The 26497-nt window shown below is 36.7% G+C and carries 28 protein-coding genes, 1 pseudogene and 1 riboswitch; of the genes and pseudogenes, 7 read left to right on the top strand and 22 right to left on the bottom strand.

All coding sequences use genetic code 11. From position 1 onward, the window contains the following. The first annotated feature begins 30 nt into the window (after nucleotides 1–30). Together HMPREF2846_RS03170 and HMPREF2846_RS03165 are read left to right on the top strand one after the other, a co-directional pair. Complete coding sequence (locus tag HMPREF2846_RS03170) at nucleotides 31–384, top strand: hypothetical protein (protein ID WP_023015028.1); 354 nt, start codon at nucleotides 31–33, stop codon at nucleotides 382–384. Further along, nucleotides 381–563, top strand: a complete 183-nt coding sequence (locus tag HMPREF2846_RS03165; protein ID WP_002479655.1) for a hypothetical protein — start codon at nucleotides 381–383, stop codon at nucleotides 561–563. Before HMPREF2846_RS03170 ends, HMPREF2846_RS03165 begins: the two co-directional genes overlap by 4 nt. A 109-nt stretch (nucleotides 564–672) precedes the next feature. On the opposite strand, the gene HMPREF2846_RS14660 is transcribed toward HMPREF2846_RS03165, so the two are convergent. Beyond that, nucleotides 673–855 carry a hypothetical protein gene (locus tag HMPREF2846_RS14660; RefSeq protein WP_070468812.1) on the bottom strand — a complete coding sequence of 61 codons (183 nt, stop codon included), beginning with the start codon at nucleotides 853–855 and terminating at the stop codon, nucleotides 673–675. 16 nt (nucleotides 856–871) lie between these two features. Then, a pseudogene (locus HMPREF2846_RS03160) lies at nucleotides 872–1503 on the bottom strand (HAD-IA family hydrolase). Between the two features lie 203 nt (nucleotides 1504–1706). Here HMPREF2846_RS03160 and HMPREF2846_RS03155 point away from each other — a divergent pair. Next, nucleotides 1707–2243 carry a hypothetical protein gene (locus HMPREF2846_RS03155; protein ID WP_002479658.1) on the top strand — a complete coding sequence of 179 codons (537 nt, stop codon included), beginning with the start codon at nucleotides 1707–1709 and terminating at the stop codon, nucleotides 2241–2243. Nucleotides 2244–2376: 133 nt separating this feature from the next. Beyond that, entirely contained in the window at nucleotides 2377–3732 is a 1356-nt protein-coding gene (gene glpT / locus HMPREF2846_RS03150; protein WP_070625685.1) for a glycerol-3-phosphate transporter, read from the top strand. A gap of 75 nt (nucleotides 3733–3807) precedes the next feature. Here glpT and HMPREF2846_RS03145 read toward each other — a convergent pair whose 3' ends face one another. The 9 genes from HMPREF2846_RS03145 to HMPREF2846_RS03105 all read right to left on the bottom strand — a co-directional run bounded on the left by HMPREF2846_RS03145 (nucleotide 3808) and on the right by HMPREF2846_RS03105 (nucleotide 14487). Further along, complete coding sequence (locus tag HMPREF2846_RS03145) at nucleotides 3808–4329, bottom strand: SRPBCC family protein (RefSeq protein WP_002479660.1); 522 nt, start codon at nucleotides 4327–4329, stop codon at nucleotides 3808–3810. 156 nt (nucleotides 4330–4485) lie between these two features. Then, nucleotides 4486–5793: a Na+/H+ antiporter NhaC family protein gene (locus HMPREF2846_RS03140; RefSeq protein ID WP_070625683.1), complete on the bottom strand. Its 1308-nt coding sequence runs from the start codon at nucleotides 5791–5793 to the stop codon at nucleotides 4486–4488. A 68-nt stretch (nucleotides 5794–5861) separates the two neighbouring features. Further along, nucleotides 5862–5972: riboswitch (SAM riboswitch) on the bottom strand. 89 nt (nucleotides 5973–6061) lie between these two features. Continuing rightward, a complete protein-coding gene (locus tag HMPREF2846_RS03135; protein ID WP_070625681.1) occupies nucleotides 6062–6673 on the bottom strand; it encodes a flavin reductase family protein in 612 nt (203 codons plus the stop codon). Between the two features lie 132 nt (nucleotides 6674–6805). Beyond that, nucleotides 6806–7687: an SDR family oxidoreductase gene (locus tag HMPREF2846_RS03130; RefSeq protein WP_023015032.1), complete on the bottom strand. Its 882-nt coding sequence runs from the start codon at nucleotides 7685–7687 to the stop codon at nucleotides 6806–6808. 71 nt (nucleotides 7688–7758) lie between these two features. Then, the gene (locus HMPREF2846_RS03125; protein WP_070625679.1) at nucleotides 7759–8874 is read right to left on the bottom strand and encodes an amidohydrolase; all 1116 of its coding nucleotides are present in this window, start codon (nucleotides 8872–8874) and stop codon (nucleotides 7759–7761) included. Next, nucleotides 8871–10055, bottom strand: a complete 1185-nt coding sequence (locus HMPREF2846_RS03120) for a SulP family inorganic anion transporter (RefSeq protein ID WP_306806996.1) — start codon at nucleotides 10053–10055, stop codon at nucleotides 8871–8873. The genes HMPREF2846_RS03125 and HMPREF2846_RS03120 overlap by 4 nt, the downstream gene beginning before the upstream one ends. Before the next feature lie 127 nt (nucleotides 10056–10182). Next, nucleotides 10183–11424 (bottom strand): imidazolonepropionase, encoded by a 1242-nt coding sequence (hutI, locus tag HMPREF2846_RS03115; protein WP_070625677.1) that lies wholly within the window; start codon nucleotides 11422–11424, stop codon nucleotides 10183–10185. After that, nucleotides 11417–13105 carry a urocanate hydratase gene (gene hutU, locus HMPREF2846_RS03110; protein WP_057509931.1) on the bottom strand — a complete coding sequence of 563 codons (1689 nt, stop codon included), beginning with the start codon at nucleotides 13103–13105 and terminating at the stop codon, nucleotides 11417–11419. Before hutU ends, hutI begins: the two co-directional genes overlap by 8 nt. A 56-nt stretch (nucleotides 13106–13161) precedes the next feature. Next, on the bottom strand, nucleotides 13162–14487 hold the full coding sequence (locus HMPREF2846_RS03105; protein ID WP_176745465.1) for a YjiH family protein: 1326 nt from the start codon (nucleotides 14485–14487) through the stop codon (nucleotides 13162–13164). Between the two features lie 498 nt (nucleotides 14488–14985). Between HMPREF2846_RS03105 and HMPREF2846_RS03100 the strand changes: the two genes are divergently transcribed. Then, nucleotides 14986–15867 carry a LysR family transcriptional regulator gene (locus HMPREF2846_RS03100; protein ID WP_070625673.1) on the top strand — a complete coding sequence of 294 codons (882 nt, stop codon included), beginning with the start codon at nucleotides 14986–14988 and terminating at the stop codon, nucleotides 15865–15867. Nucleotides 15868–15917: 50 nt separating this feature from the next. Here HMPREF2846_RS03100 and hutG read toward each other — a convergent pair whose 3' ends face one another. After that, complete coding sequence (gene hutG / locus HMPREF2846_RS03095) at nucleotides 15918–16847, bottom strand: formimidoylglutamase (protein ID WP_070625671.1); 930 nt, start codon at nucleotides 16845–16847, stop codon at nucleotides 15918–15920. A gap of 352 nt (nucleotides 16848–17199) precedes the next feature. Here hutG and HMPREF2846_RS03090 point away from each other — a divergent pair, with 352 nt between their 5' ends. Next, the gene (locus HMPREF2846_RS03090; protein WP_002479671.1) at nucleotides 17200–18189 is read left to right on the top strand and encodes a peptidoglycan release complex CPBP-like subunit SdpC; all 990 of its coding nucleotides are present in this window, start codon (nucleotides 17200–17202) and stop codon (nucleotides 18187–18189) included. Between the two features lie 94 nt (nucleotides 18190–18283). On the opposite strand, the gene HMPREF2846_RS03085 is transcribed toward HMPREF2846_RS03090, so the two are convergent. The 9 genes from HMPREF2846_RS03085 to HMPREF2846_RS03045 form a co-directional block, all read right to left on the bottom strand. Further along, complete coding sequence (locus tag HMPREF2846_RS03085) at nucleotides 18284–18970, bottom strand: ribose 5-phosphate isomerase A (RefSeq protein WP_070625669.1); 687 nt, start codon at nucleotides 18968–18970, stop codon at nucleotides 18284–18286. Nucleotides 18971–18991: 21 nt separating this feature from the next. Then, complete coding sequence (locus HMPREF2846_RS03080) at nucleotides 18992–20008, bottom strand: aldose epimerase family protein (protein WP_037556172.1); 1017 nt, start codon at nucleotides 20006–20008, stop codon at nucleotides 18992–18994. Between the two features lie 37 nt (nucleotides 20009–20045). Beyond that, nucleotides 20046–20372: a YnfA family protein gene (locus HMPREF2846_RS03075; RefSeq protein ID WP_002479674.1), complete on the bottom strand. Its 327-nt coding sequence runs from the start codon at nucleotides 20370–20372 to the stop codon at nucleotides 20046–20048. Nucleotides 20373–20501: 129 nt separating this feature from the next. Beyond that, nucleotides 20502–21731 carry an ABC transporter permease gene (locus HMPREF2846_RS03070; RefSeq protein WP_057509936.1) on the bottom strand — a complete coding sequence of 410 codons (1230 nt, stop codon included), beginning with the start codon at nucleotides 21729–21731 and terminating at the stop codon, nucleotides 20502–20504. Continuing rightward, nucleotides 21724–22623 (bottom strand): ABC transporter ATP-binding protein, encoded by a 900-nt coding sequence (locus HMPREF2846_RS03065; protein ID WP_023015039.1) that lies wholly within the window; start codon nucleotides 22621–22623, stop codon nucleotides 21724–21726. The genes HMPREF2846_RS03070 and HMPREF2846_RS03065 overlap by 8 nt, the downstream gene beginning before the upstream one ends. A gap of 120 nt (nucleotides 22624–22743) precedes the next feature. Beyond that, nucleotides 22744–23466, bottom strand: a complete 723-nt coding sequence (locus tag HMPREF2846_RS03060; protein WP_070625667.1) for a DUF3169 family protein — start codon at nucleotides 23464–23466, stop codon at nucleotides 22744–22746. Beyond that, nucleotides 23459–23665: a helix-turn-helix transcriptional regulator gene (locus tag HMPREF2846_RS03055; RefSeq protein WP_002479678.1), complete on the bottom strand. Its 207-nt coding sequence runs from the start codon at nucleotides 23663–23665 to the stop codon at nucleotides 23459–23461. The genes HMPREF2846_RS03060 and HMPREF2846_RS03055 overlap by 8 nt, the downstream gene beginning before the upstream one ends. Nucleotides 23666–23808: 143 nt before the next feature. Then, nucleotides 23809–24312 (bottom strand): DUF805 domain-containing protein, encoded by a 504-nt coding sequence (locus tag HMPREF2846_RS03050; protein WP_070625665.1) that lies wholly within the window; start codon nucleotides 24310–24312, stop codon nucleotides 23809–23811. Between the two features lie 77 nt (nucleotides 24313–24389). Next, on the bottom strand, nucleotides 24390–25028 hold the full coding sequence (locus tag HMPREF2846_RS03045) for a DUF805 domain-containing protein (RefSeq protein ID WP_023015043.1): 639 nt from the start codon (nucleotides 25026–25028) through the stop codon (nucleotides 24390–24392). A 252-nt stretch (nucleotides 25029–25280) separates the two neighbouring features. On the opposite strand from HMPREF2846_RS03045, the gene HMPREF2846_RS03040 reads away from it, so the two are divergent. After that, complete coding sequence (locus HMPREF2846_RS03040) at nucleotides 25281–25895, top strand: DNA-3-methyladenine glycosylase (protein ID WP_002479681.1); 615 nt, start codon at nucleotides 25281–25283, stop codon at nucleotides 25893–25895. 74 nt (nucleotides 25896–25969) lie between these two features. On the opposite strand, the gene nrdG is transcribed toward HMPREF2846_RS03040, so the two are convergent. Further along, a complete protein-coding gene (gene nrdG, locus HMPREF2846_RS03035) occupies nucleotides 25970–26497 on the bottom strand; it encodes an anaerobic ribonucleoside-triphosphate reductase activating protein (RefSeq protein ID WP_057509940.1) in 528 nt (175 codons plus the stop codon).

Below are 26497 nucleotides of genomic sequence, written 5' to 3'. Positions count from 1 at the left end.
AGTGAACTGAATTGAAAGGAGACGTCAACATTGTCTAAACAATTAGTTTCACGCGGACTATTATATACATTTATATTTGGTGCGTTATTCTTTTTCTTAAACCGCTCAGCCAGTCAAGAATCGCTGACACATACTTTAATTATGTCGGTAATTGCTGCTGTGGTATTCGGTGTATGCTATGTCGCTTTGTTTAGCGCATTGACTTCTCCAGCTAAAAAAATGAAAGTCGGGATTGTATTACCGATTACCGTTATACTCGGTATTGTTATCGGACACTTTACAAATCATATGAAACTTGGAGTAGGCCTTGGCCTAGTACTTGGTATTGTCATTGCCTTTCTCTGGGATTATTTATCAAAGGATCATAAAGGAGAATCAGAGTGAAGCTTACCTTAATTATTATTATCATTGTGCTCCTTATCATCAACCTTGTACCAAACTATCTCATGTACAAACGTTTGAAAGCACAAGGTGAACAAGCAAACCGTCGTGCATTAATGATTGGAGTAGACGCAATTTTATTAGTCTTAGTCATCGTCGGTCTAGTTTATATGTTGAAATAAACAAAACAGAGGATTCAAAAGCCGTTAACTTTTGAACCCTCTGTTTTTATTATAATTTTAATTTCATTAATGGTTCGTATCCTCTTTTTCCATCAGTTGCTCATTAAGGTTATAACTGCCCTTTCAACACAAACTGATAAACTAAGTAGGCAGATATCAAGTAAATCATAGAACCTATCATGAACGCGCGAAACCTGACATTCATCGGCACCCTTCTATTAAAGATAGGTGCAAGTATTAAGTTTCCAACGCCAATAATTAACGGTCCTGCTAAAAAGAATAATAGCAACATGCGCTCACCTGCTCACTTAAAAATATTGTTTCATAATTGTTTCAGCATCTAAATTCATTCCTTCTAAATTTAAATTGCTGAAATCCATCTGTTCAGTCATCTGATTAGTATTTACAATTACTCCAAGTCCCGCACGTTCTGCAGCAGTTGCACCATTGACTGAATCTTCAATAGCTAAACAACTCACTGGATTCATATTCAATTGTTGAACCGCAGTTAAGTATAAGTCTGGTTCAGGTTTGACCGCTTCTACATCTTCTCTTCCGACAATCACTGCAACCCGCTTTGTTAATCCTAATGCTTGAAGTGCAGGTTGAATCGCTTCACGACTACTGCTCGTCGCAATCGCAAAAGGAATATGTTTAGCCTCTAAATGTTCCATCAAACGACTAATATTTTCAATCATCGATAGATGTCGACTTTGTTGATGATGATCATCATACAATGCCTTAGTTGCTTCTTCTCCTATTTGTGATTCTATATATTGATGCAATCCTTGGCTGCACCGCCGATGGATTGACGATAAAAATCTACTGAAATTGGATTTTTTTGATGTGTAGTTAAATGTTGATTGATCACATCAAACAAATGTTGTTCTGTATCAATAATCGTACCATCAAAATCAAATACGACTGCTCTATATCGCATGATGTATTCACTCTCTTTCTTTCCTATGTATTACACTCATTATATTGAAAAAATGACAAAATTAACAATTATCTTCATTTCGTCCAAAAGTCCTAGTGAAAAAGTTTTTAAAGCGTGATACAATTTACAATGAATTTGAACAACACGCAATCCATCCATCTTATGCCACTCAAATATAAACTATACTTCTGGAGGAATTGTCTATGTTTATAGATAAATATGACACTTTTATTATTAATATAGGGCATCTATCAACATGGCTTAAGCGAAGACAATTATTAAAATTATGCAGACAACTTCAAAGCAGTCACGCTGTTCAAGCAGAATTCACTCGAATTAAACAACAGCCTGTTTTAAAAGTCCGTATTCCAAAATGCAACCTGCCTTACTTCATCAGTTTCTTAAGTTATCACAACTACCCTATCTACCAGATTTTACCTTTTGCAGACAAAGACTTCGTCTATCAATTTGCGCCGAATATTCAAGCTTCTATGCATTTCAAACTTAAAATTGACGGTTTACAAGATATGTTTGTCAAAGATAAAATCATTGATATTATGCAGTTTCTTAAACATCAAGAAGACATTAAATATGTACTCACAACGTATCACATTGATATTTCATGTACACCGCACGTATTATCTAAATTGATTCATGCGCTTGCGACACAAAATATCGATGTATTAGGTGCGAACTACAGACCACGCATCGCTCAGCATAAATATTCTACAATCTCATAATAGATTGTACCGTTCTGACATTCCATGATTGGAGTGTCTTTTTTATATTAAAACTAAAAAATAAAAATGTTCATTGCTCTTTTGTAAATTTAGTATTAAGATTAAGTTAATTATTTGTAAAGGAGGCGCTTTCTTGTTTAACTTCTTAAAACCGCCAAAGCCGATTGTTCCTCTACCAAAAGAGCAAGTTGATGATACATATAAACAACTACGAATGAAAGTATTCTTAGGTATCTTCATCGGTTATGCGGGTTATTATTTATTACGCAAAAACTTTTCTCTTGCGATGCCTGATTTGATTGAACAGGGGTTCAGTAAAGGTCAATTAGGTATTGCCCTGTCAGCCGTTTCAATCGCATACGGTTTTAGTAAATTTGTGATGGGAACTGTCAGTGACCGAAGCAACGCACGCATGTTCTTAACACTAGGATTGATTTTGACTGCAATTGTCAATCTGTTGCTTGGTTTTGTTCCATTCTTTACTTCAAGCATTTTAATCATGTTTATTATGCTGTTCTTAAACGGCTGGTTCCAAGGTATGGGGTGGCCGCCTTCAGGACGTGTCCTCGTCCATTGGTTCAGTGTGAGTGAACGAGGCAGTAAAACAGCCATTTGGAACGTCGCACATAATGTCGGCGGCGGCTTAATGGCACCGATTGCGACTTGGGGTATTTCTATGACTGCCTTATATAACTTCGGTTATCTAAAAGGATTTGAGGGTGTCTTCATTTATCCAGCATTACTTGCGATTATCATTGCGATCATCTCTTATATCTTAATTAGAGATACACCACAATCACAAGGTTTACCACCGATTGAAGCCTATCGTAATGATTATCCGACCGCTTCAAGAACAACACTTGAAACAGAATTAACTACCAAAGAAATCTTGTTCAAATATGTGTTGAATAACAAATGGGTATGGGCAATCGCTTTCGCAAATATCTTCGTCTACTTCGTTCGTTATGGTGTACTTGACTGGGCACCAGTCTATTTAAGCGAAGAGAAACATTTCGATATGAAATCCTCTGGATGGGCTTACTTCCTTTACGAGTGGGCTGGGATTCCTGGGACATTACTGTGTGGTTGGATCTCAGATAAACTCTTCAAAGGACGTCGTGGTCCAGCAGGTTTCTTCTTTATGTTAGGTGTAACTATTTTCGTATTAATCTACTGGTTAAACCCTCCAGGTAATCCATTAGTAGATAACTTAGCACTCGTAGCGATTGGTTTCTTAATCTATGGACCAGTGATGTTAATAGGCTTGCAAGCATTAGATTATGTACCTAAGAAAGCAGCAGGAACAGCTGCCGGGTTAACAGGTTTATTCGGTTACCTATTTGGTGCAGTCATGGCTAACATCGTACTTGGTTTCGTGGTTGATCAATTTGGTTGGGATGCAGGTTTCATCTTATTAACAGTGATTAGTATTCTAGCTATGTTAAGCTTTATTCTGACTTGGAATAAACGTGGTCAAGAAACTGTCTAATTGTTGAAAATTGAATATATAAAATAAAACAAGCGACATACGCTGCTTTCTAGCATTGTGTGTCGCTTGTTTTGATTAAAATTCTTCTTTGTCTTCTTGCATTTCTCTTAAAATGTCTTGAAGCTTAATGAACATATTTTCAAAGCCGTGTGCCGTCGCATCATGATATTCTTTCTTCTGCTGTTTGTATTCCAAAGTTGTCCAACGTCTTTCTTTCGGAACAACAGCAGTATAACGGAAGTTCATTTGTGTCATGTCTGAACCTGGTTCACGTTCAAAAATTTCTACTTCAATCGTATCTTCTTTGTCGCTCAGTTCAGGCATACCGATGGTCATCACAATTCGGTTAGGTGCTTCTAGTTCTTGGAAGACCCCTGTTACTCTGTTCTTTTTACCGTTACGTTCATCAACAATTTCATAACGTCTGCCTTCTTCTGGAATCAAGTCAATCGATTGATTTGAACGGTTAGAAGTCATGAACCAACGTCTCATGATATCCGCATCTGTCCAAGCTTGATAAATCAATTCGGGCGGGATGCGCATAAAACGTTCCAATGATATGACTACGACGTCATTTTCAATATTATATCTTGCCACTCTGTCGTCACCTACTTTCGCACTCTTTATTATTCTAACGCATTTAGAAGCATAAGCCAAAGTAATCCTACTAGCAAAGCATTTGTCACTATGCCTCTGTGGTTATTTCACAACAAGATTACTTTAACATTTTTCAAGTGAGAAAGTAAAAATTATTTACGCTTTTTGTTTACGTTTATTCAGTTTTGGAAAATTAAAGATGATTGCGGCTAATCCGCTGATTCCTAAAATAATCGGATAAATCGAATAAGGCACTAGCATAAATGGCGAAATACCTGCGACGCCTGCAGCCGCAATGACTTGCGGACTATAAGGTAAAAGGCCTTGGAAACAGCTGCCGAAAATATCTAAAATACTTGCTGATTTTCTTGGGTCGATATCATATTCATCTGCGATATTTTTAGCTAGTGGACCTGCCATTAAAATAGAAATCGTATTATTCGCAGTTGAAATATCTGCGGCACTGACTAAACTTGCGATACCGAACTCTGCACCGCGTCTTGATTTGACCTTGCTGCGAACAAAATTAAGTAGCGATGTAATACCGCCATTATGTTGAATGATGCCGATTAAACCACCGATCATTAATGCGATAATCGCAATATCTTCCATGCCGATCATACCTTCTGAAGCGGCTTTCAAGAATCCGATCCAGTTAAATGAGCCGTCGATTAAACCGATAATACCTGAGAGTACTGTTCCACCTATCAAAACAATAATCACATTCACACCGATCAAAGCTAAGATTAAAACTAATAAATATGGAATCACTTTAATAAATTCAAAGCTGTAATCTTTTGTACTGCTGATTGTTGCGCTATGTGTCAAAATACCTAAAATAACCATCGTTAAAATGGCACCTGGCAATACAATTTTAAAGTTTACTTTGAACTTATCACTCATTTTTGTATGTTGTGTACGTACTGCAGAAATTGTCGTATCTGAAATCATAGATAAGTTATCTCCGAACATCGCACCGCCGACAACTGTTGCCATGGCTAGTGCTGCTGAAATATCAGTCGCCTCACTAATCCCAAAGCCGACTGGTGCAATGGCTGCGACTGTACCAACTGATGTCCCCATAGAAATAGAAACGAACATACAAATAATAAACAAACCGATAATCAATAAGTTGCCTGGAATTAAACTTAATCCTAAATTAACGGTAGATTTCACGCCGCCCATATCTTCAGTCACTTTTGAAAATGCGCCGGCTAAAACGAAAATCAAGACCATCAAAATAATATTAGAATGGCCTGCACCTTTGGTGAAGACTTCAACTTTCTCTGTGAATTTTTCTTTGCGATTCATTATTAATGCGACAATAACCGCAATCGTAATCGCAATATTTAACGGCATCTTCGTAAAGTCGCCAGTAATAATCCCAACTCCTAAAAATAAACCGACAAATAGAATTAAAGGAATCAGTGCGACTGCATTGCCCTTTTGTTTCTGTTCAGACATGATTCAAACACCTCACTCATGATATTAAAAAATCCTTTTTTCAGCTAAGAAAAAAGGATACATTATGTTTCTTATCTCTTAGCAAATAGTTGCTATGGGAATTGGCACACGCGTCGCTATCAGCGAACCATGTTGCCGAGGTTTCAAAGTGCCCATCACTCCACCTCTCTTGATAAGCTATATTTATTTTTATTTTTTGAATCTTTTTAAACCTATCATGATTGTAATAGTTAGTCAATCATCAAAGTATGAACTTTTCATTAAGCAATTATTCTGTTGGTCTTTCTAATTCAAATTCTTGACCTAATTTTACATAATCATTACCTGCTAAACGACCAACAGGATGTAACGCTTGCACATCAATTTTATGCGGTTCGATATAAACATCATCAGCGATGTGATAACGTACAACTTCACCTAAGATTAAATCGCTGCCCGCTTTGTCATCACCGAGTTCAATCACACGATCCAGTTTACACTCAAATCGGATTCGCGCCCCTTCGACTGCTGGTACATTAACGACATCTGAAGGAATTGTTTTAAAATCTGTACGTTCTAACTCATTTGCTTCACGTTCAATCGGTGCAGCAGTATTATTAATACCTTCAATCATAGACAATTCAGAAATGTGTACCACAAATTCTCCAGTATCAATAATGTTTTGTGCTGTATCTTTACGGACACCTTCTGTGCGTCCAGTTGAAATCATAATCATCGGCGGATGACTGCTGACCACATTAAAGAAACTGAATGGTGCCGCATTTAAATGACCTTCTTTATCTTGAGAAGTCACAAAAGCAATCGGTCTTGGTAAGACGCTGCCGCTTAATAATTTATAATTTTCTCTTTGCGTTAAATCTTTAGGGTTAAAATGTTTCATCATTCTGCCTCCTTAGTTACTATACTAATTATACCTATAGCATAATAAACTAAACCTTACTTTGCGAATAATGTGTTTGTATGTATAAAAACAGCGTTCCATTCATTGTTGGAACGCTGTCTTAATCATAGGTTAGTTAATTTGTTTACCGCCTGTTACGCCATACACTTGTCCTGTTGTATAACTTGATTCGTCTGAAGCAAGTAAGACATAAGTGCCTGCTAATTCCACTGGCTGACCTGCACGGCCCATCATTGAACTTTGACCGAATTCAGGAATTTTACTTTGCGGTTGACCACCTGAGATTTGAAGCGGTGACCAGAATGGTCCGGGTGCTACTGAGTTCACGCGGATACCTTTATCGATTAATTCTTTTGCTAAGCTTTTTGTTAGTGAAATAATCGCAGCTTTTGTAGCCGCATAGTCATGCAAGATTGGATTAGGGTCATAACCTTGAATAGATGTTGTCGTAGTGATTGTCGCACCTGGTTTTAGATACTCAAGTGCTTTTTGAACTGTCCAGAATAATGAATACACATTCGTTGTGAATGTTTGTGTGAAATCTTCTGTTTTGAAGTTTTCGAATCCTTCATGGTATTGCTGATGTCCAGCAACCAATGTCACATTGTCTAAACCGCCAAGCGTTTCGTGTGCATATTCAACTAAATCGTAGTTGAATTGTTCATCTGATAAATCACCTGGTTTTAAATAAACAGTTCCGCCTGTATCTTCAATAACTTTCTTAACTTCTTGTGCGTCTTCTTCTTCTTTTGGATGATAGTTAATCACAACTGACGCTCCTTCACGTGCATACGCAATTGCGACTGCACGACCAATCGCAGAGTCACCGCCTGTAACTAATGCTTTCAAGCCTTCAAGGCGTCCATGTCCTTTATATGATGTTTCGCCACAGTCTGGTTTTGGATCCATATCTGTTTGGAAACCTGGCCATTCTTGTTCTTGTTTTGGATAATCTTGATCAGAGAATTTTGTACGTGGATCTTGTGGTGCCATTATCTATCACTCCTCAATTATTTGTCTCTCTATTGATATACCACAAAATCCATATTTCATTCATCGGCAAATTAAAATAATTTTTGAACTAAATTCGCAAGAAACTCAGGCGCTTTTTTCAAAATGTCTTCATTCGGGTTATATTTCGGATGATGTAAATCATAATCAGATTGTGAACCGATGAAACTGAAAACACCAGGAACAGTATCACTCATAGCTGAGAAATCTTCACCAATTGTTTTAGGTTGGCTCAATTGTTCAACTTTATAACCTGTCTCTTCTGCCGCTTCTTGTGCAATATGTGTTAATGTTTCATGATTCATGACTGCATTCGGTAAATGAATATATTCTAATTCAATCTCCGCATTAAAGGCAGATGCTAAACCATCACAAATACTTTGTAGACGTTGTTCTGCAAGTGCACGTGTTTCATTATTAAATGTTCGAACTGTTCCTTGAATGCATGCTGAATCTGGAATCACATTCCACGTGTTGCCAGCTGATACTTCCCCAATTGTCACAACTGCAGAATCAAAGGCTGAAACATTACGACTGACGATAGACTGCACACTCGTTAATAATTGACCTAAAATAATCATCGGGTCATTGCTTTCTTCAGGTTTTGCGGCGTGACCCCCTTTTGCTTTGATTCGAATAAAGAAGCGATCTACTGCTGAAGTCATCGCACCTGGTTTAATCGCTAACGTGCCCACTTTTAATGTTGGATCATTGTGAAAACCTGTCACAGCTTTAACACCTTCTAATACACCCGCTTCTACCATTTGTTGTGCACCGCTACCCACTTCTTCGGCAGCTTGGAATAAAATACGCACACGTCCAGGCAATTCTGCTTCTTTCTCTTTCAGCAACAATGCAGCACCTAAAATACTTGCCATATGTATATCATGTCCGCAAGCATGCATTACACCTTTATTTTGTGACGTGATTTCACTATCTACTTGTTCTTCTATCGGTAAAGCATCAATGTCTGTACGTAACGCAACAATCGTTTCACCTTCACCGATTTCTGCCACTAATCCTGTGTCTAGTGGATAATCTATAATTTTGATCTCATGTTCTTCTAAAATTTCTTTTAAACGCGCAGTAGTGTCATATTCTTGATAAGAAACTTCTGGATGCTGATGAAACATACGTCTCCATTCGACTAATTGTTCAAAATGACTCATAAACTTTCCCTTCCTTTACTTACAACGTAGATCACTAAATATATTGCTGAACCTGCCGCGACACCAAAGGCTAAATTATTCGTTACTAACGTGACAATCATCGTACCGATAATCGTTGCGGTATTTAACAGAGGCTTCGCTTTAATCGCTTGTATAGTACGTCTATCAAAAGTATTCAACGCAATCGAAACTAATACAGTCGCGAGTACGACCATTGGAATCAGTGCGATAACAGGCCCTAAGACGTAAATCGTCAATAATAAAAACAAAGCAGTCACTAAGGTCGCATAACGTGCAGTTGCACCGACTTTCACATTAAATTTTGATTGACCGACTAATGCACTGCCTCCAAAACCACCAAATAATCCTGCTGCTAAATTCGCAAGTCCTTGTGCAGCTGATTCTTGATTTAAACAACTCTTTTCATTTGTTAGCACATCTAATGCTTGTGCAGTCAATAAAGATTGCAGTGTACCTACAATTGCCATCGTGATACCGTAACCCACAATAACCATTAAGGCATGACTTTCTGTAAACAGATGAAACTGAGACCATTGGAGTTTAGGTAATACCACATAGATATCCGCTAAATCTTTTACATAATGTAGTTTCGGGTGAATAAGATGTGCAATAATGGTTAAGACAATAATTGAGATCAAAGGTGCTGGAATAAACGAAATGAATCGGGGCGCGAACCAAATGATTAAAAAAGAGACTATCGCAAAAACATACGTTGCGATTGAAATGTTGAAAATATTATCGATTTGCGAAGACATTAATAATAAAGCTAAGGCATTCATAAAGCCGATTACAACTGCTTGAGGAATGCGTTCAATCAATCGTCCTACATTTAACGCACCCATGCCTAATTGGAGTATCCCCATGACAATCGTTGCACAGATTAAGTATCCGACACCATGATGCATGACTAGAGGTGCTGCGACTAAGGCTATACCACTGCTTGGTCCTGTAATCATTAAAGTCCTGCCTGCAGTCAGACTGAGTACAATCATCATAATCCCCATACTCAATAAGCCGATTGAAGGGTTCATGCCGACAATAAATGAATAAGCAATTGCACCAGGCAATGCAGATAACGCAATTAAAATACCTGCCAACACATTGTCTTTGATATCACCTTTCCATTGATTCACATACATTTGACGTTCCAATTTTTTCACCCACCCACTTCTCTATGCACTTATCTTAACATAAATTGTCAGACTATTAAGAAGCAAAAAAACAGCCACACTTATGAGAAATCATAAGCATGGCTGTAAAAAGTTGTGTTTAACTGATAGTTAAAACTTATTGTTGTACTTCAATACGGTTGTCAATAAATAACTTACCGTCTTTATAAACATATTCCGCATGGTTGATACCATAATGGTATGGTACATATTCATAATTCGGTACATTCCAAATCACGAAGTTTGCGCGGTCGTCTTGTTCTAACGTACCTGCATCTGCATCAATTGCTTTTGCCGCATTGACTGTGACTGCGTTCCAAATTTCATTTGGAGTTAATTTTAATTTCAGTGCTGCAATTGCCATAACCATTTGTAAATTATTCGTTACGTTACTGCCTGGGTTGAAGTCAGAGGCAATGGCTACTGCACCATTATTATCCAACATACCGCGTGCATCTGCGTATTGATCTTTACCTAAATAGAATGTTGTTCCTGGTAAAACAACCGCAACTGTGTCGCTATCTTTTAATGCTTGTTTATCTTCTTCACTTGAAGCGACTAAGTGATCAGCTGAAATCGCACCTTGTTCAATCGCAACACCTAAACCACCTAAAGGATCAATCTCATCTGCGTGAATTTTCACATCAAAGCCTTGTTCTTTAGCTGCTTTCATATATTCACGTGATTCATCAACTGTGAAGACGCCCGTTTCGCAGAAGATATCCGCAAAGTCTGCATATTCTTTTACTTCTGGTAATAAGTCAATCATCTCTTGTAAGAATGCTTGATTAGATTCCGCTTCTTTCGGCACAGCGTGTGGCCCTAGGAATGTGTGTTTCATTGTAATGCCATACTTTTTCTCTAAAGCATGTGACACTTTTAATTGTTTCAATTCATTCTCTTTATCTAATCCATATCCACTCTTACTTTCTACTGTTAAGACACCATAAGACATCATTTCACGTAAAGACTTGTCTGTTTTCTTTAACAACTCATCTTCAGTTGCCTCACGTGTTGCTTTAACTGTAGATAGAATACCGCCGCCTTGTTCTAGAATTTCTAGATAAGACGCGCCTTGTTGTTTTAATGCCATTTCATGCTCTCTTGAACTGCCGAATACTAAGTGTGTATGTGCATCAACCAAAGCAGGAGATACGACTTTGCCTGTCGCATCTACCACTTCTTGTGCATCATACTCTTCTGTATGAGGTCCTGCATAAACTACTTTACCGTCATTCGCAACTAATGTTGCATTTTCAATGATTTTCAACTCATTTAACTGATTGCCTTTTAAAGGTTTATCAGTTTTCTTCGGTAAAATTAATTGTGCAATATTTTGGATAACAACATCATTACTCATTAGAATCTTGCTCCTTTAACATTGGAATATCGACACCTTTTTCATTTGCTGTATCAATCGCAATATCATAGCCAGCATCAGCATGTCTTACTACACCCATACCCGGATCTGTTGTTAATACTCGTTTCAAGCGTGCTTCTGCACGATCTGAACCGTCTGCAACAACAACCATACCGGCATGTAATGAATAACCCATACCTACACCGCCGCCGTGGTGGACTGAAATCCAAGAACCACCTGCTGCAGTATTGACTAATGCGTTTAAGATTGCCCAGTCACCTACAGCATCTGAACCGTCTTTCATTGATTCAGTTTCACGGTTTGGTGAAGCTACTGAACCTGAGTCTAAGTGGTCACGTCCAATCACAACTGGTGCTGAGATTTCACCATTACGTACTAATTCGTTTAATTTCAAGCCCATTTTCGCACGTTCGCCATAACCTAACCATGCAATTCTTGAAGGTAAACCTTGGAATGCAATTTTTTCTGTTGCCATATCTAACCAGCGCATTAACTTCTCATCTTCAGGGAAAAGTTCACGCATTGCTTGGTCCGCACGTTCGATGTCTTTTGGATCACCACTTAATGCCGCAAAACGGAAAGGTCCTTTACCTTCACAGAATAACGGTCTGATATATGCTGGTACGAATCCAGGGAAATCAAAAGCGTTTTCTAAACCTTGGTCATACGCTACTTGACGGATATTATTACCATAGTCAAATGCTACTGCACCACGTTTTTGGAATTCTAACATTGCTGCTACATGATTTTTCATTGATTGTGAAGATAATTTTACATATTCTTCAGGATTTGCATCGCGTAACGCTGACGCTTCTTCTAAAGAATAACCTTCAGGTACATAGCCGTTTAACGGATCATGTGCAGACGTTTGGTCTGTAATGATATCAATCTTGAAGTCACGTTTTAAAATCTCATTATAAACTTCAGGTGCATTGCCGACTAAACCAACAGATAATGGTTTGCCTGCTTCTTTCGCTTCTTGTGCTTTTTCTAACGCTTCATCTAAAGAATCTGTGATAATATCACAATAACGTGTCTCAATACGTTTTTCGATACGAGATGGATCCACATCTACACCGATAACTACCCCTTCATTCATCGTTACAGCTAATGGCTGCGCACCACCCATGCCGCCTAAACCAGCTGTTAATGTGATTGTACCTTTTAATGAACCGTTATAATGTTGGTTTGCGAGTTCAGCAAACGTTTCATATGTTCCTTGAACAATCCCTTGAGAACCGATATAAATCCAGCTTCCCGCTGTCATTTGACCATACATCATTAAGCCTTTTTTATCTAATTCATGGAAGTGTTCCCAGTTTGCCCATTTCGGTACAAGTACAGAGTTCGATAATAATACTCGTGGTGCTTCTTCATGTGTTTTAAAGACAGCAACAGGTTTACCAGATTGAACTAACATCGTTTCATCACTTTCTAAACGACGCAATGTATCTACAATAGCATCAAAAGCTTCCCAGTTACGTGCCGCTTTACCAATACCCCCGTAAACGACTAACTTTTCAGGATGCTCTGCTACTTCTGGATCTAAGTTATTGTATAACATTCGAAGGACTGCTTCTTGTTCCCATCCTTTACATTCAATTTCCAATCCTTTTTTCGCTTTAATTTGTCTGCCTTTCGCTGCTACTTCTTTAGTCATAATCAATCTCTCCTTTGTTTAGTTATGATATTAAATACACAGTTTTAGATTTCAATTTAGAAAATTAATAACGCAAATGGAATTGCGATTAGTAAAGTTAATGCCACACGGATGAACCAAATCAGAGTTAATTTCCAAATTGGAATTTTGATATCCGTTGCTAAAATACAAGGTACCAGCGCTGAGAAGAAGATAATCGCTGAAATACTTGTAATAGCTGTCACTAACTTAACTGCCATCGTTGACTTCACAACTAATAATGATGGTAAGAACATCTCAATCAGTGAAATCGCTGAAGCTTTCGCTAGCAATGGTTTATCCGCAATCGGGAAAATATAGATAAACGGATAAAAAATATAACTTAACCAATCAATCACTGGTGTGAAATTCGCTAGCAACAATCCGAAGAATCCGATTGATAAGATAGATGGTAAAATCGCCATCGTCATTTCAAATCCATCTTTCACATTCACCCAAATATTTTTGAGTAATGGTAAAGAACCATGTGATTGACGTTTTGCTTCATCATAAGCTGCGACAACACGATTGCCGTTAACTTCTACTTCTTTCTGACCTTCTTGGCCTTCGTAATATTCTTCTGATTCATTACGAATCGGCGGTAAATGTGCCGAAATAGCTGTCATTACAAATGTAATGATCAACGTACTCCAGAAGAATAAGTTCCAATGCGGCATTAAATCTAATGTATTTGCGACAATTACCATGAATGTTGCGGATACTGTTGAGAAACCTGTCGCGATAATGACCGCTTCTTTCTTGTTATACATTCCATCTTTATAGACACGGTTTGTAATCAAGAGACCTAATGAATAACTTCCGACGAAAGATGCTACGGCATCTACTGCAGATTTACCTGGCGTCTTAAAGACTGGACGCATAATCGGCTGCATTAATACCCCGATAAATTCAAGCAGCCCGTAACCAACAAGTAATGATAGTGCCACGGCACCGACTGGAATCAAGATACTTAGCGGCAACATCAACTTATCGAATAAGAACGGTCCGTAATTCGGATTAAATAACAATGCCGGACCTATTTTAAAGACATACATAATACCAATGACAGCACCGAGTACTTTAAATAAAGTCACCACAAAGTCTGTCGTTGATTTCATAAAGTCTTTACGAATAATCGGTAATGCTGCACCTACTAAAATCATCAGCAAGGCAACGTAAGGCATTGCTACTCCGAATGCTGCGCGAATCCATAAATGAACATGATCTACAATAATCGTGTTCGTTCCGTTAATTGTCACTGGTACGAAGAAACATAAAATTCCGATAATGCTGAATACGTAAAACCGCCACATGCCGACCCCCGTCTGCTTATCAGCGGGTTTACTCTCAGGCTGGAATTCCATATCGCCAGAAACCAAATCTGCTTCTGTTTTCATACTTGACACACCCCTTTGTTTTACAAGTACGACAAAGCTGTTTCAACTGACTGGCTCTCGATGACTTAAGCTTCGCATCATGTTATGAATTTGTGAATGATAGTGAAAGGTCGATCAGCTTACGTAAAAATGATCCCCTTCATTTTATGTACGTCCCCTTGTTTACGGACCGACCTCACATTACCATTCTTACAAGTTACACTGACTATTCCATGTTATAATGAATGAATAGTTATAATTTTTAGATTATTAACTGTGGTAGTTTATTGAATATTCCGAAATTTTAGCGTTAAAACTGTTGCGTTAGAATATTTTTGTATAACTTGTAATACAACTTAAGTATACGCGTAGATGATTATAAGCTTCAAATATCAATAAACTAATCATTTATAGCTTCAAACTATAACAAGGGGAAAACGCACGTGTTACAAAGATTTCGGCATGTCTAATCAGGGGGATAATTTCATGAAAATTATACAATTAGAGTACTTTTTAGCAGTTGTTAAATACAATTCTTTTACAAAAGCAGCACAGTTTCTACATATCAGTCAGCCATCTTTAACAACTGCGATAAAGAAAATAGAAGATGATTTGGGGTATCTTCTATTTATCCGTACAACAAAAGCTTTAAAGATTACAGAGAAAGGCATTCAATTCTATAAACATGCGACAGACTTAGTAGAGATGTATCATCGTACGCTAGATCAGATGTATGATTTAAATATCAGTGATGAACCACGCATTAAACTCTCAATATTAGAGTCTACAAGTGCATGGATGGCAATGGTCATCCAACAACATCATTATCAATTTCATAAACAGCGCTATCAAATTGTCGAACAACATAGTCTTGAACATATTATTTCCAGCTTGTTGAATTTTGATATTTCATTCGCAATTTTCAATGAAGCCATTCAACGTGAAGGGATTGTCTCTGTTCCTTTATACCAAGAGCCTTATGTATTGATTACACCGAAGAATACGTTTAATGATCAAAAGAGCATCAGCGCTGAAGCATTACAACAATTGCCTTTAATCTTGCCTAATCGACAATACCAAGTCCGTAAGCACGTTGATGAATATTTTAAACATATGAATATTCATCCGAATATTGTACTTGAGGTCGATCGTTTTGAAACTGCGACAACACTTGTTCATAGAGGTTTAGGACATACAATCATCCCAAGATTCTACTACCAATCTTCTTCAGCAAATCATTTAAATGCGGTCAAATTAGAACCAAATATTGAACGAACGATTTATTTAAACTATCTAGAGAAACGTAAGCTTTCAGAACCTGCCAATCAATTGATTGATGCCTGTATCAATTATTGGAAAATGAACTAAAATAAGACGGATACTTCCACAAATTGAAGTATCCGTCTCATTTATATCTATTAATGAATGAAATTATGCAGTAATAATGCGACAAGTTTTGCGGTGCGATTATCGACGTCATGCAATGGATTAGTTTCCGCAATACTTACAGAAATTAACTTCTCATGTCCGATGACACGTCTTGTTAACTCTAAAATAATATGCGGTGTTAAGCCATTCACTGCCGGTGCACTGACACCTGGCGCAAATGCGCTATCTACCACGTCCATACATATCGTCAGCATAATCACGTCATGCTTATTAATGAAGTGGTCTACTTTATCTTTAATCGTTGGAGAAATCTCATGTAAGATTTCATCTACTGTGACATATTCAATGCCACGTTTTTCCGCGTAATCAAATAAATGTTTTGTGTTGCTCGCAGGTTGAATACCTAAAACAAAGTAATGCGCATTGTCATCTTCTTCTAAAATTTGTCTGAAACTTGTTCCTGAAGTGGATGATTCTGCTTCTCTTGTATCAAAATGCGCATCAATATTAATAACGCCAATAGATGCATCTGGATGCGGTTTACGCATGGCTAAATACTGTGCATAAGCAATATCATGTCCGCCTCCGATTAATAATGAATAATTATGATTGTCAAACATTTTTGAAGCTAAGTCTGCATATTCTTCTTGTGTTTCAATCAATGCGTCATGATCATGATAGACATTGCCATAATCATAAACTGAGCAAGGTGTTAACACTGATAAGTTCGCAAATGCTTTACGTATCGCATCTGGTCCCTCTTGTGCACCTACGCGGCCATTGTTCAGTTCTACCCCTTTATCTACAGCGTAGCCTAAAATGCCAGTTCCTTGTTTTCGATCAAAATTTGTTTCATTGATATCTTTTAGTTCAATTGTTTGGAAGTGTCTGAATTGCGATGAATCTGTTTCACTATCCACTCTACCTGTCCATAAATCTTTGTTGGCTTGCTTATACATGTTCCACATCCTCCTTAAGTCATACCTTGTGAATCATTATATACATTTCTTAACAGTCTATTCTACTTTTTGCATACCCTTTTCTGAAAAAATTTAAAACGCTTACACTTAAGACTATTGTATTCAACCTTTACAACGAGATTTCATTTAGAAGTCATTTCAGGGGAAGTGATTTATTTATGTTTTATTGAGATGTATAATACTATTAGGTTATTATGTATATCCATACGCTTAAAAATACGGTTAAAACTCTCAATACATACTTAAGGGTTCACTCTGTTTGTAATGTATTATATGATAGAAGTTAATATAAAAATGTATGGATATCGCCGTAATTATTGGAGGTTTCATAATGGACACGAAACGCATATCAGGTTTCCAATGGGCTATGACGATCTTTGTCTTCTATGTACTTGCATACGCACTCCCATTGGTACTGAAAGATTTTCAAGGCCAAGTTCCATTCAAACGCTTTGTCTTTGATTTGAGTACACTTGCGCCATTTATCGCAGCTATTATCTGCTTAATTGTATTTCGAAATAAACGCGCTCAGCTCGCAAGTTTAAAATTCACAATCAGTTTTAAAGTGATTGAACGCATTATTTTAGCTTTAATCTTACCGCTTGTGATTTGTATTATTTGTATGTTTGCCTTTAATACTTACGCAGACAGTTTTATTATTTTACAATCTAAAAACTTATCTGTGTCTGTCACATCTATTTTAATCGGACATCTTTTAATGGCATTCTTTGTAGAATTCGGTTTCCGTTCATACTTGCAAAATGTCGTAGAAACAAAAACGAATACGTTATTCGCATCTATCCTGATCGGTATCCTATATGCCTTATGGAATGTGAATACGACTTATACATTAGAATTCACATTATATAACTTGTTGTATCACTTCGCATTCTCAATGATTATCGGCGAATTGATCAGAGGTACTAAAGGACGTACAATTTACATTGCTGTAGCATTCCATGCTTTAATGTCATTTGGATTAGTCTTCTTCTTCAGTGAAGAACTAGGAGACGTCTTCTCTATGAAAGTAATCGCATTAAGCACAGCACTTGTAGGCGCTGTTTTCATCTTACTCAGTCTGCTTATCAGAGCAGCTTTCTATTTCTTCACAAAAGATTCTTTAGAGGAAGTTGAACCGAACAATCCTTTAGACTATCCAAAAGATGAAGAAGACGAAGATGTTGCAGTATCAGAAACTGCACAAACAGAAGAAACTACACCAGTCACTGAAGATACAGAGCCTGAACATTCAACAGACGATTCTGAATCTATCAAAGACGATGAACCCGCACAAACTAAAGACACAGACGAACCTAAATAAGTGAATCGCTATATTATAAAAGTGCTGGCAGATATCATTCAGTTATCTGTCAGCGCTTCTTTTTAACCTATTCATTTAAATAAAATAAGTCTCTTTAGACCTTATCAATAATTTCGACACCTTCTTGTTTACCGACAATTACACGGTCAGCAAGATCTAAGAAGTATCCAGTTTCTAATACACCTGTTAAATGAATTAAATATTCATGCATGTCATATGGATCAGTGTTTGGTGGTAATTCAACATCTAAAATATAATTATCATTATCTGTGATAAAGGTAATGTCTTCCACGTTACGACGTGATACTTTTGCTTTAGTATCTTTCTCTATTTTTTTCGCTACTAGCATCCAGTTGAAGCGATCAACTTCTACTGGCAATTTAAAAGTTTGGCCTAAGTAGTCTACTTGTTTCGTTTCATCTGCGATGACCACAAAGCGTTCAGCCATTTCATCAATAACTTTTTCACGAAACAGTGCACCACCGCCGCCTTTGATTAAATTTAATTGCGGATCAAATTCATCTGCACCATCAATCGCCACATCAATATGCTCGACATCATTGACGTTAACAATCGTAATCCCTAATTCTTTCGCAAGCAATGCGGTTTTATTAGACGTACAAACGCCTGTAATTGTAGCGCCATCATCTAATAATTTCGCGATATGCGGTAATAAGAGTTCAATCGTGCTGCCTGTACCAATACCGACAACCATACCATCTTTAATTTCTGAGACTGCGTCTTTCACAGTTTGTAATTTTAACGCTCTAACATCCATCACTGAATACTCCTTGTCATTATATTACTCAGATTTTTCTATAATTTGATACGTTGTTTTAGAAAAGAATGTGTCACCTTTACGTAAAATAGAAGGTGCTTCTTCTCCTAGTAAATTAATATCATTTGGTAAGCATTGTGCTTCTAAAGTAAAACCTGAGTGTGGTTTATAAATGTTCATATCACTTTCCCAATTGCTGGTTTCATTAAAAGTAAAGATAACCACATGTGGCATATCTGTTTTCATTTTCAATAAGAATTGGCTATTTTCAACAGTCAGTTCATCACCGATTGTAAATGGATGATCTAAGCCATGATAACGTTCAATTTGAGCATGTAATCGTTCATCTTCAGCTTTGCCGATATCTTCAAATCGCATTGATTGTTTACCTAATACCTGAATTAAATCTACATTATCATTAAGCGTTGGTAAATTCTTGTCATTTAATAAATGCATTTTCAATGTTGAACTTGTTAAGATATGGTTGTTTACCTCTTTATTATCTCTGTTCAAGTTGAAATAAACGTGGTTAGTCGGATTAAATAACGTTGTTTCTGTTGCTTCTGCACTATATTCAATCGTCCATCGATTGTCGATATCATACGTATGTATAATCTTTAGTTTAATATCGCCCGGGTAATGATCATCTGCTGATTTAACAGTTGTAGTAAAGATAATTTGAATATAGCCGCCATTGTCATCTTTAATTTCATAATCAAAATAGTGTTTATTAATTCCGTGAAAACCGCCGTGTAAATGATGAGGCGGATCATTTTGTTCAAGTTGGTAAGTTTTACCCTCTAATTCAAAACGTCCGTCTTCAATACGTCCCCCAAAACGACCGACGCTTGCGCCGAAGTAATACGGATTTTCATGGTAATACTCATCCGCTTCAACGACATTTCCTAACACAATATTATTATCTTCATACTTCCAAGACACAATACGCGCCCCAAAATTTGAAAAGATAATTTTCGCTTGGTCGTTATCAACCTTGATTAAATCCAAACCGTTTCTTTGGTGCTCCACTTCTGTAAACATCATTTCAATACACCCTTTCCTTGCCCGATGAAAATCATCAGCCTCTATCAGGCAGCAACATAATCAAGACACCGATAATACATACAATGCCGCCGATGACATCATATTTATCTGGCATCTGTTTATCAAAAACATATCCCCATATAATACTCATGACAATGAACACACCGCCATATGCTGCATATACTCTGCTGAATGTTGGAAATACTTGGAATGTTGCGATGATACCGTATGTAATTAACAGGATACCTCCAAGCATCCCTAACAACGGTGATTGTGCATCTCTCAACCACAACCAAATTAAATAACCGCCGCCGATTTCACACAGCCCTGCTAAAATAAAAATTGCAATTGGATACATCATATACTGACTGCCACCTATTTTTTATAATACTTTCCTCACTTTATATTTTAACAATAAGGCGCATGGTTTACTAGATGAAATACAGTAAACCATGCGCCATTTAGAAATCTTTTTATAGGATTGTCATTTTTATTTTTTAATTGCACGTTTCAACGCTTTAAAGATATTCTTATCGAACGTTAAAACTGAATCACGATAACTTCTCACTGCTATCCATACGAGTAAAACAAGTACGATTACAGATAAACCCATGCTCACTATGATTTCCCATAGTTCCAAATTCGGTGTCGAAGCTCTAACAAATAATAAGAATGGTGATAACAATGGAATAAAGCTTGCTACTTTAGCTAACATCATATCTGGATTGTTCATACTGAATAATGCGATATAAAAAGCAATGAAACTAATAATTGTCATCGGCATCAACGACTGATTTAAATCTTCAATACGTGTCGCAAGTGCGCCTAAAATTGTTCCTAATACAGTATATGAAACCACGCCGATAATGATAGAAAGTACGCCGACAATAATCAATCGTGTTGTCGTAGGTGTCATAGTCATATCAAACTTTTTCATTAAGTCGCCTGCATCTGAAAAATACAGTGCTGCGGCACCAATCACAACTAAAATCAACACTTGTGTAAAAGCGACACAAATCATCGCTAGAATTTTAGCTAAGATATGCTTCACAGGTGAAATACTCGTAATGACCATTTCAATAACGCGTGATGTTTTTTCTGTCGCAACTTCCATCGCTACTTGGTTGGCATAGTTCATAATCACCAGGAACATCAACATGATGCCCGCATATAAAATAATCCAATTTAAAAATTTATTGCTTTGAGAAGTATCTGAGCCACCTTTACCGATTGCTTTTGAAGTGACTTCACTTTTTTGTTGTAAATCAGAAAGTTCTTTTGGACTTAAATTAATTTGTTGCGCTGCTGCTTGGGTTTGAATCGGTGTTAAAATACTTTCTAATTTTTGAACACTCTCATCAGAAGGTGCGTCTTTACTAACAACTTCGCCTTTAATTTTTTGTCCTTGTTGATCAATGATATAAGCTTTATCAATTTTATCTTTCTTTATTTCTTTTAACGCTTGTTCTTTAGATAAGATTTTAAATTCTGTACCTTTTTCTTCAATATGTTTGCTTTGTGCTTTGACCATTTGCGCAATTTTCGGTTCATTAGAAGCAATGCCGATTTTATCTGGCCCGTTATCAAACAAATCGATAATCTTATTGAAGTTAGCTGCCGCAATAATAATCACTGCTAAAATGACCGTCATAATGATAAATGCGCGTGATTTCACTTTATTCTTATACGTCAAATTGAACGTAGCTAAAAATTTATTCATGAATATCACCTACCTGTTGAATAAAAATATCTTGAATTGAAGGTTCAAGCACTTGGAATCGTTTCACAAACCCATGTTGAGCTACTACGTCAAAGACACGTTTTGCGGCTGCTTGATTTTCTACAGAAACAGTAATCATACGTTTTGAACGTTCTACACGTGTAACACCTTCAACTTCTTCTAAATTTTCTAAAGCATCTTCAGTTTCAATCACAATTTTCTTCAAATCAAATTGATCTTTAATCGATTGTATGTCGCCTTGTAAAACTAAATCACCATGATTCAAAATACAGATATCATCACACAGTTCTTCTATATGCTCCATACGATGTGAACTGAAAATAATAGTAGTCCCTTGTTCGTTCAGATCTTTAACTGCTGATTTTAATAATTCTACATTTACTGGATCTAAACCACTGAAAGGTTCATCTAAAATCAATAATTCAGGTTTATGAATCAAACTAGCTAACAATTGAATTTTTTGTTGGTTACCTTTAGATAATGATTCAATTTTCTTATCTCTGTTCTCGTTAATCTCAAAGCGATTTAACCAATAGTCTAACGCTTGATTAAAATCTTTTTTTGACATTCCTTTTAAAGTCGCAAGATAACGCAACTCATCTGCGACTTTCATTTTTGGATGCAAACCACGTTCTTCAGGCAGATAACCTACTTGGTTAAACATATGTTCACCCATCTTTTCACCATTATATGTAACGATCCCTTTTGTCAATGGTGTCAGTCCTAAAATCATGCGGAATGTTGTCGTCTTCCCAGCACCATTTCGTCCTAAGAACCCTAACATCTTCCCTTTTTCAAGTGTTAATGAAATATCGTTGACCACTGTCTTATCGCCATATTGCTTTGTCACATCTTCTAAAACTAAAGCCATCGTACATCACTCCTTATCGTTGGTGTTGGAAAAGCAACTCTGTTAATCACATACCATAAGCATATGATAATAATATTATTAAATATCTAACTTTACAAACTGTTCACAAAGAATTTACACTTATTTGCTTTTATAATACTTGTGAATTTTTATGTAATAAAAACTAACATTAAAGACAAACAAGATAAATAGCAGTGTTAAAGCTAATGATTGTGTATGACCTGTAATTGCTGAATAGAATGCCAATACGAGAATCAAAATAGTTAATGCAAGTAAGTTATATTGAAATAACTTAAATATCGCTGAAAATGTAACATATCTCTCGCCTTCATCCATCGCTTTCATCATTTTATCTCCATATTGTTCATCATTAGGATTTGGTAATCTTGAATCTAATTTAGGCAAATAGATTTGATACATCACACTAAAAATTGATGAAATTAAAAAAGGGATGACTGAAACCTCCCAATGATTATTGGCAAATTTAAACGTAGTGACTAAAATAATATTCGCTAACGCAACAAATGTACTGAGATGGCTCAATACTGAAGCGTTGAAAAACTTACGATTGAACAAAGTATCATAATGATCTCCTAACACTTCATCTTCTTCTGAAAGATGCTTGTAATTTTTAGCTTGGGATAGCTGCAATTTCATTACAATACCAATACCTATAATTAAAAGTATAGTAAACAGTGTGGTAATAATGGTTGCTTGAAAATCGAACAGTTGTAACGATGAATGGTTACCTAGAAAACTGAAGTGTAATCCTACACATCCGCCTGCTAGTCCACCTAATGTGATTTTCCCTGCATATTTCCAATTCTTTTTCGTGCTACTCATAGTCGTCCTCCTCGAAAATGAAAATATCTTCAATGCGTTCTCCGAATATCCGCGCAATTTTTGCGGCAGTCAGTACGGAAGGCATAAATTCATTTCGTTCAATTAATGAGACGGTTTGTCGTGAAATCCCTGCTTTTTTCGCAAGTTGTGTTTGATTATAGCCATCTCGTGCCCGCAATTCTTTTAATCGTGTTTTCATGCGCCTTACCTCCGTTAATACACATGCTATATGATAATAGTCAATTTGACAAGTATATTAGTCAAATTGACATATATAATAAACAAAAAGACGATACCTTCTATATAAAAGTATCGTCCATGTTGTTATTTTGTTATTCGATTTTAGGCGTGTTTGTAACGTTGCCCAACAGGCTCTGGGCCATAAGCATTGTGACCTTCTTGTGACTTTTGTACACCTACGACAATCACCCAAATTACAAATACTAGCTGTGCAATAGAGATAATGGCATCTACAATTGTAGCAAACATGCCATCTCCTAAATCCACAAATAAAAGAATACGTTCTATTACTAATAGCGCAGAAAAGATAATTGGGACCACCATTGTATTGCCTGTATCATGGAAACGTCTTGTAAGCAAAGCGACCCCTGGAATGAAGCTTGCAATTTCAAAAAGTGTTGTTAAACCAAAAGAAGTATTATCAAAATTTTGATTCAAACCTAATAAAGCATCCAGACTATTCAATACAATGTTAATAATCATTGTCCATAGTACCATAAACCAGAACTCTGAACGTCGTGATCTCCCGTTGAAATTAATGTAACGTTTCCAGAATAAAACAAAAGCTTCTACGAATCCGACACTCTTTTTGTGTTGTTCATGCATCGTATATCTCCTCCATTTTTTAGATTCTATATGAACTACTTTCTAATAGATGCTTATCTCAATAAACGCTAGCAAAATTAAAAATCTGAACCTGAATCATGACTGGTCGTACTGCCTTTTGTCGATTGAACTGATTTAGCATGCGATGTATTAGAGGCTGGCGCATTACCTTGTTCAAAGCGATGCACATAAGGACTGCGACCATATTTATTATCTTTATCTTGACTCGGTAGACAAAGCACTACAAGGACATAAATCCACAAACCTAAATAGACCAAGCTGATAATTAAAAATATAATTAACGCTGGTGTTAGTTCAGTTGATTCATCCATATTAAGTACAAAATTAAACACATTCATCACAATGCTCAATACGAACATAACAATCGGCGTCACCATAGTTCTGCCTGTATCATGAAAACGTCTGATCATAACAGCCCAAGTTGGAATAAATGTAGCTAAGGCAAACAATACATAAACCAACATGCAGATGAGGAATAAAATCATACCCATAACTGCTACTCCACTGGAATCAACTGCAGCCCCACCGACTAAAAATATGGTTCCTAAAATCATCACAAAAGTTAATGGCGCATATAAAATCAACATCCATAACGCCGCAAACCAATATTCTGAGCGTGTCGATCTGCCTGTAAAATTAACATAATTTTTCCAGAAAAGTTTAAACGCTTCTAAAAACCCAACACGTCTTATCATACACATCCTCCTCTCTCTAACTTTTTGTTTTACGATACTTCTATGTATTACAACTTACTCTTTTATGTCTTTTAAAAGGTAATAGTTATTTAAAACTATTCTTTTTATTTTAACAGATTTATTGTAAAATTAGCATAGTTTTTCTGAACTTTACAATATCTACAAACTTCTTCTTCAAACGAAATATTGTTTTTCCTTATCATCTTTGCGTAAAATAGAAAGTACTGTATTAAATAGATGAGGAGGAAAGTCATGGATTTTATTCATCGCACAACCGAGGAAATCGCACGTGATCTATTAGGAGTTAAAGTCCAATTCGACGATGGTGAACAAACGTATGCAGGTTATATCGTTGAAACAGAAGCCTATTTAGGCGATGTTGATCAAGCTGCTCATACGTACAATGGACGAAATACACCTCGTGTACAATCCATGTATAAAGATGGCGGTACAATCTATGCACATGTCATGCATACACATCTATTAATCAACTTTGTGACACAACCAGCAGGTACTGCCCAAGGGGTACTAATCCGTGCACTAGAACCCGAAACGATTACTGAACAAATGAAAGAAAATCGTAACGGTAAAGATGGTATAGATTTAACAAACGGTCCAGGTAAATGGACACGTGCCTTTAATATGACAATGGCCTTAGATGGTTTTAAATTAAATGAAGGCCCTCTAAAAATCGATACAAAACAACGTCGTTATCCAGTTGACATTGTTGAAAGTCCACGTATCGGCATTCCTAATAAAGGCGAATGGACACATAAACCATTACGCTTTACTGTAGAGGGTAACCCTTACGTTTCACGTATGCGGAAATCTGAGATGAAACCCGCACAAGAAACTTGGAAATCTTAAATGGATACTAAATTTAATAGTTATTGATAAACGAAAAAAGTGGTCCTCCTTATGTTCAGGAGAGACCACTTTTTTCATAGTTCTATAATGGTATTTGTTTGTAGAGATAAAGGTACATTGATGACACGTTGATTCAGCGAACCTTTGAATGCTAAGCCTGGTTGATAAAGTTGTTGGACAAAAGGTCCATCTACTAAGACATCAATTTGTTTTAAAAGTTCTTTACGTGCTTTTGTATTATGTTTTAAATTCTCAAACATAAAACCAGACCAAACCCAAATCGTTTTAGTATGACCAAAACGTGCTCTGAATGCTTCAATCAAGGGTTGGATAATGTCTATATTACAAAATGGTTCGCCGCCTAACAGGCTTAACCCAGCAATATAATCTGGTGCACAAGCATCAAGGATTTGAGTCAACGTTTCATCTGTAAAAGGTGTGCCATATTTAAATTTTTGTGCTGCGACATTATAACAGCCGGCACATGCAAAAGGACAACCTGATACATACACACTGCATCTGACCCCTTCTCCATCCACAAACGATTCTTCTTCAATCTTTGCGAGATAACCTTGTCCAGTTTCAACTTGTGCATATAACAT

Source organism: Staphylococcus sp. HMSC056G08 (assembly GCF_001812305.1).
In the GTDB taxonomy this organism is placed as follows: Bacteria; Bacillota; Bacilli; order Staphylococcales; family Staphylococcaceae; genus Staphylococcus; species Staphylococcus simulans.
The sequence above is the reverse complement of the archived record's forward strand: the minus strand, read 5'-3'. Positions and strand labels throughout refer to the sequence as shown.

What these genes read in the sequence shown, in the direction of transcription:
- HMPREF2846_RS14660 (WP_070468812.1), bottom strand. Translation starts at nt 855, where the DNA reads ATGTTGCTATTATTCTTTTTAGCAGGACCGTTAATTATTGGCGTTGGA.
- HMPREF2846_RS03155 (WP_002479658.1), top strand. Translation starts at nt 1,707, where the DNA reads ATGTTTATAGATAAATATGACACTTTTATTATTAATATAGGGCATCTA.
- HMPREF2846_RS03140 (WP_070625683.1), bottom strand. Translation starts at nt 5,793, where the DNA reads ATGTCTGAACAGAAACAAAAGGGCAATGCAGTCGCACTGATTCCTTTA.
- HMPREF2846_RS03135 (WP_070625681.1), bottom strand. Translation starts at nt 6,673, where the DNA reads ATGAAACATTTTAACCCTAAAGATTTAACGCAAAGAGAAAATTATAAA.
- HMPREF2846_RS03130 (WP_023015032.1), bottom strand. Translation starts at nt 7,687, where the DNA reads ATGGCACCACAAGATCCACGTACAAAATTCTCTGATCAAGATTATCCA.
- HMPREF2846_RS03125 (WP_070625679.1), bottom strand. Translation starts at nt 8,874, where the DNA reads ATGAGTCATTTTGAACAATTAGTCGAATGGAGACGTATGTTTCATCAG.
- hutI (WP_070625677.1), bottom strand. Translation starts at nt 11,424, where the DNA reads ATGAGTAATGATGTTGTTATCCAAAATATTGCACAATTAATTTTACCG.
- hutU (WP_057509931.1), bottom strand. Translation starts at nt 13,105, where the DNA reads ATGACTAAAGAAGTAGCAGCGAAAGGCAGACAAATTAAAGCGAAAAAA.
- HMPREF2846_RS03105 (WP_176745465.1), bottom strand. Translation starts at nt 14,487, where the DNA reads ATGGAATTCCAGCCTGAGAGTAAACCCGCTGATAAGCAGACGGGGGTC.
- HMPREF2846_RS03100 (WP_070625673.1), top strand. Translation starts at nt 14,986, where the DNA reads ATGAAAATTATACAATTAGAGTACTTTTTAGCAGTTGTTAAATACAAT.
- hutG (WP_070625671.1), bottom strand. Translation starts at nt 16,847, where the DNA reads ATGTATAAGCAAGCCAACAAAGATTTATGGACAGGTAGAGTGGATAGT.
- HMPREF2846_RS03090 (WP_002479671.1), top strand. Translation starts at nt 17,200, where the DNA reads ATGGACACGAAACGCATATCAGGTTTCCAATGGGCTATGACGATCTTT.
- HMPREF2846_RS03080 (WP_037556172.1), bottom strand. Translation starts at nt 20,008, where the DNA reads ATGTTTACAGAAGTGGAGCACCAAAGAAACGGTTTGGATTTAATCAAG.
- HMPREF2846_RS03075 (WP_002479674.1), bottom strand. Translation starts at nt 20,372, where the DNA reads ATGATGTATCCAATTGCAATTTTTATTTTAGCAGGGCTGTGTGAAATC.
- HMPREF2846_RS03070 (WP_057509936.1), bottom strand. Translation starts at nt 21,731, where the DNA reads ATGAATAAATTTTTAGCTACGTTCAATTTGACGTATAAGAATAAAGTG.
- HMPREF2846_RS03065 (WP_023015039.1), bottom strand. Translation starts at nt 22,623, where the DNA reads ATGGCTTTAGTTTTAGAAGATGTGACAAAGCAATATGGCGATAAGACA.
- HMPREF2846_RS03060 (WP_070625667.1), bottom strand. Translation starts at nt 23,466, where the DNA reads ATGAGTAGCACGAAAAAGAATTGGAAATATGCAGGGAAAATCACATTA.
- HMPREF2846_RS03055 (WP_002479678.1), bottom strand. Translation starts at nt 23,665, where the DNA reads ATGAAAACACGATTAAAAGAATTGCGGGCACGAGATGGCTATAATCAA.
- HMPREF2846_RS03050 (WP_070625665.1), bottom strand. Translation starts at nt 24,312, where the DNA reads ATGCATGAACAACACAAAAAGAGTGTCGGATTCGTAGAAGCTTTTGTT.
- HMPREF2846_RS03045 (WP_023015043.1), bottom strand. Translation starts at nt 25,028, where the DNA reads ATGATAAGACGTGTTGGGTTTTTAGAAGCGTTTAAACTTTTCTGGAAA.
- HMPREF2846_RS03040 (WP_002479681.1), top strand. Translation starts at nt 25,281, where the DNA reads ATGGATTTTATTCATCGCACAACCGAGGAAATCGCACGTGATCTATTA.
- nrdG (WP_057509940.1), bottom strand. Translation starts at nt 26,497, where the DNA reads ATGTTATATGCACAAGTTGAAACTGGACAAGGTTATCTCGCAAAGATT.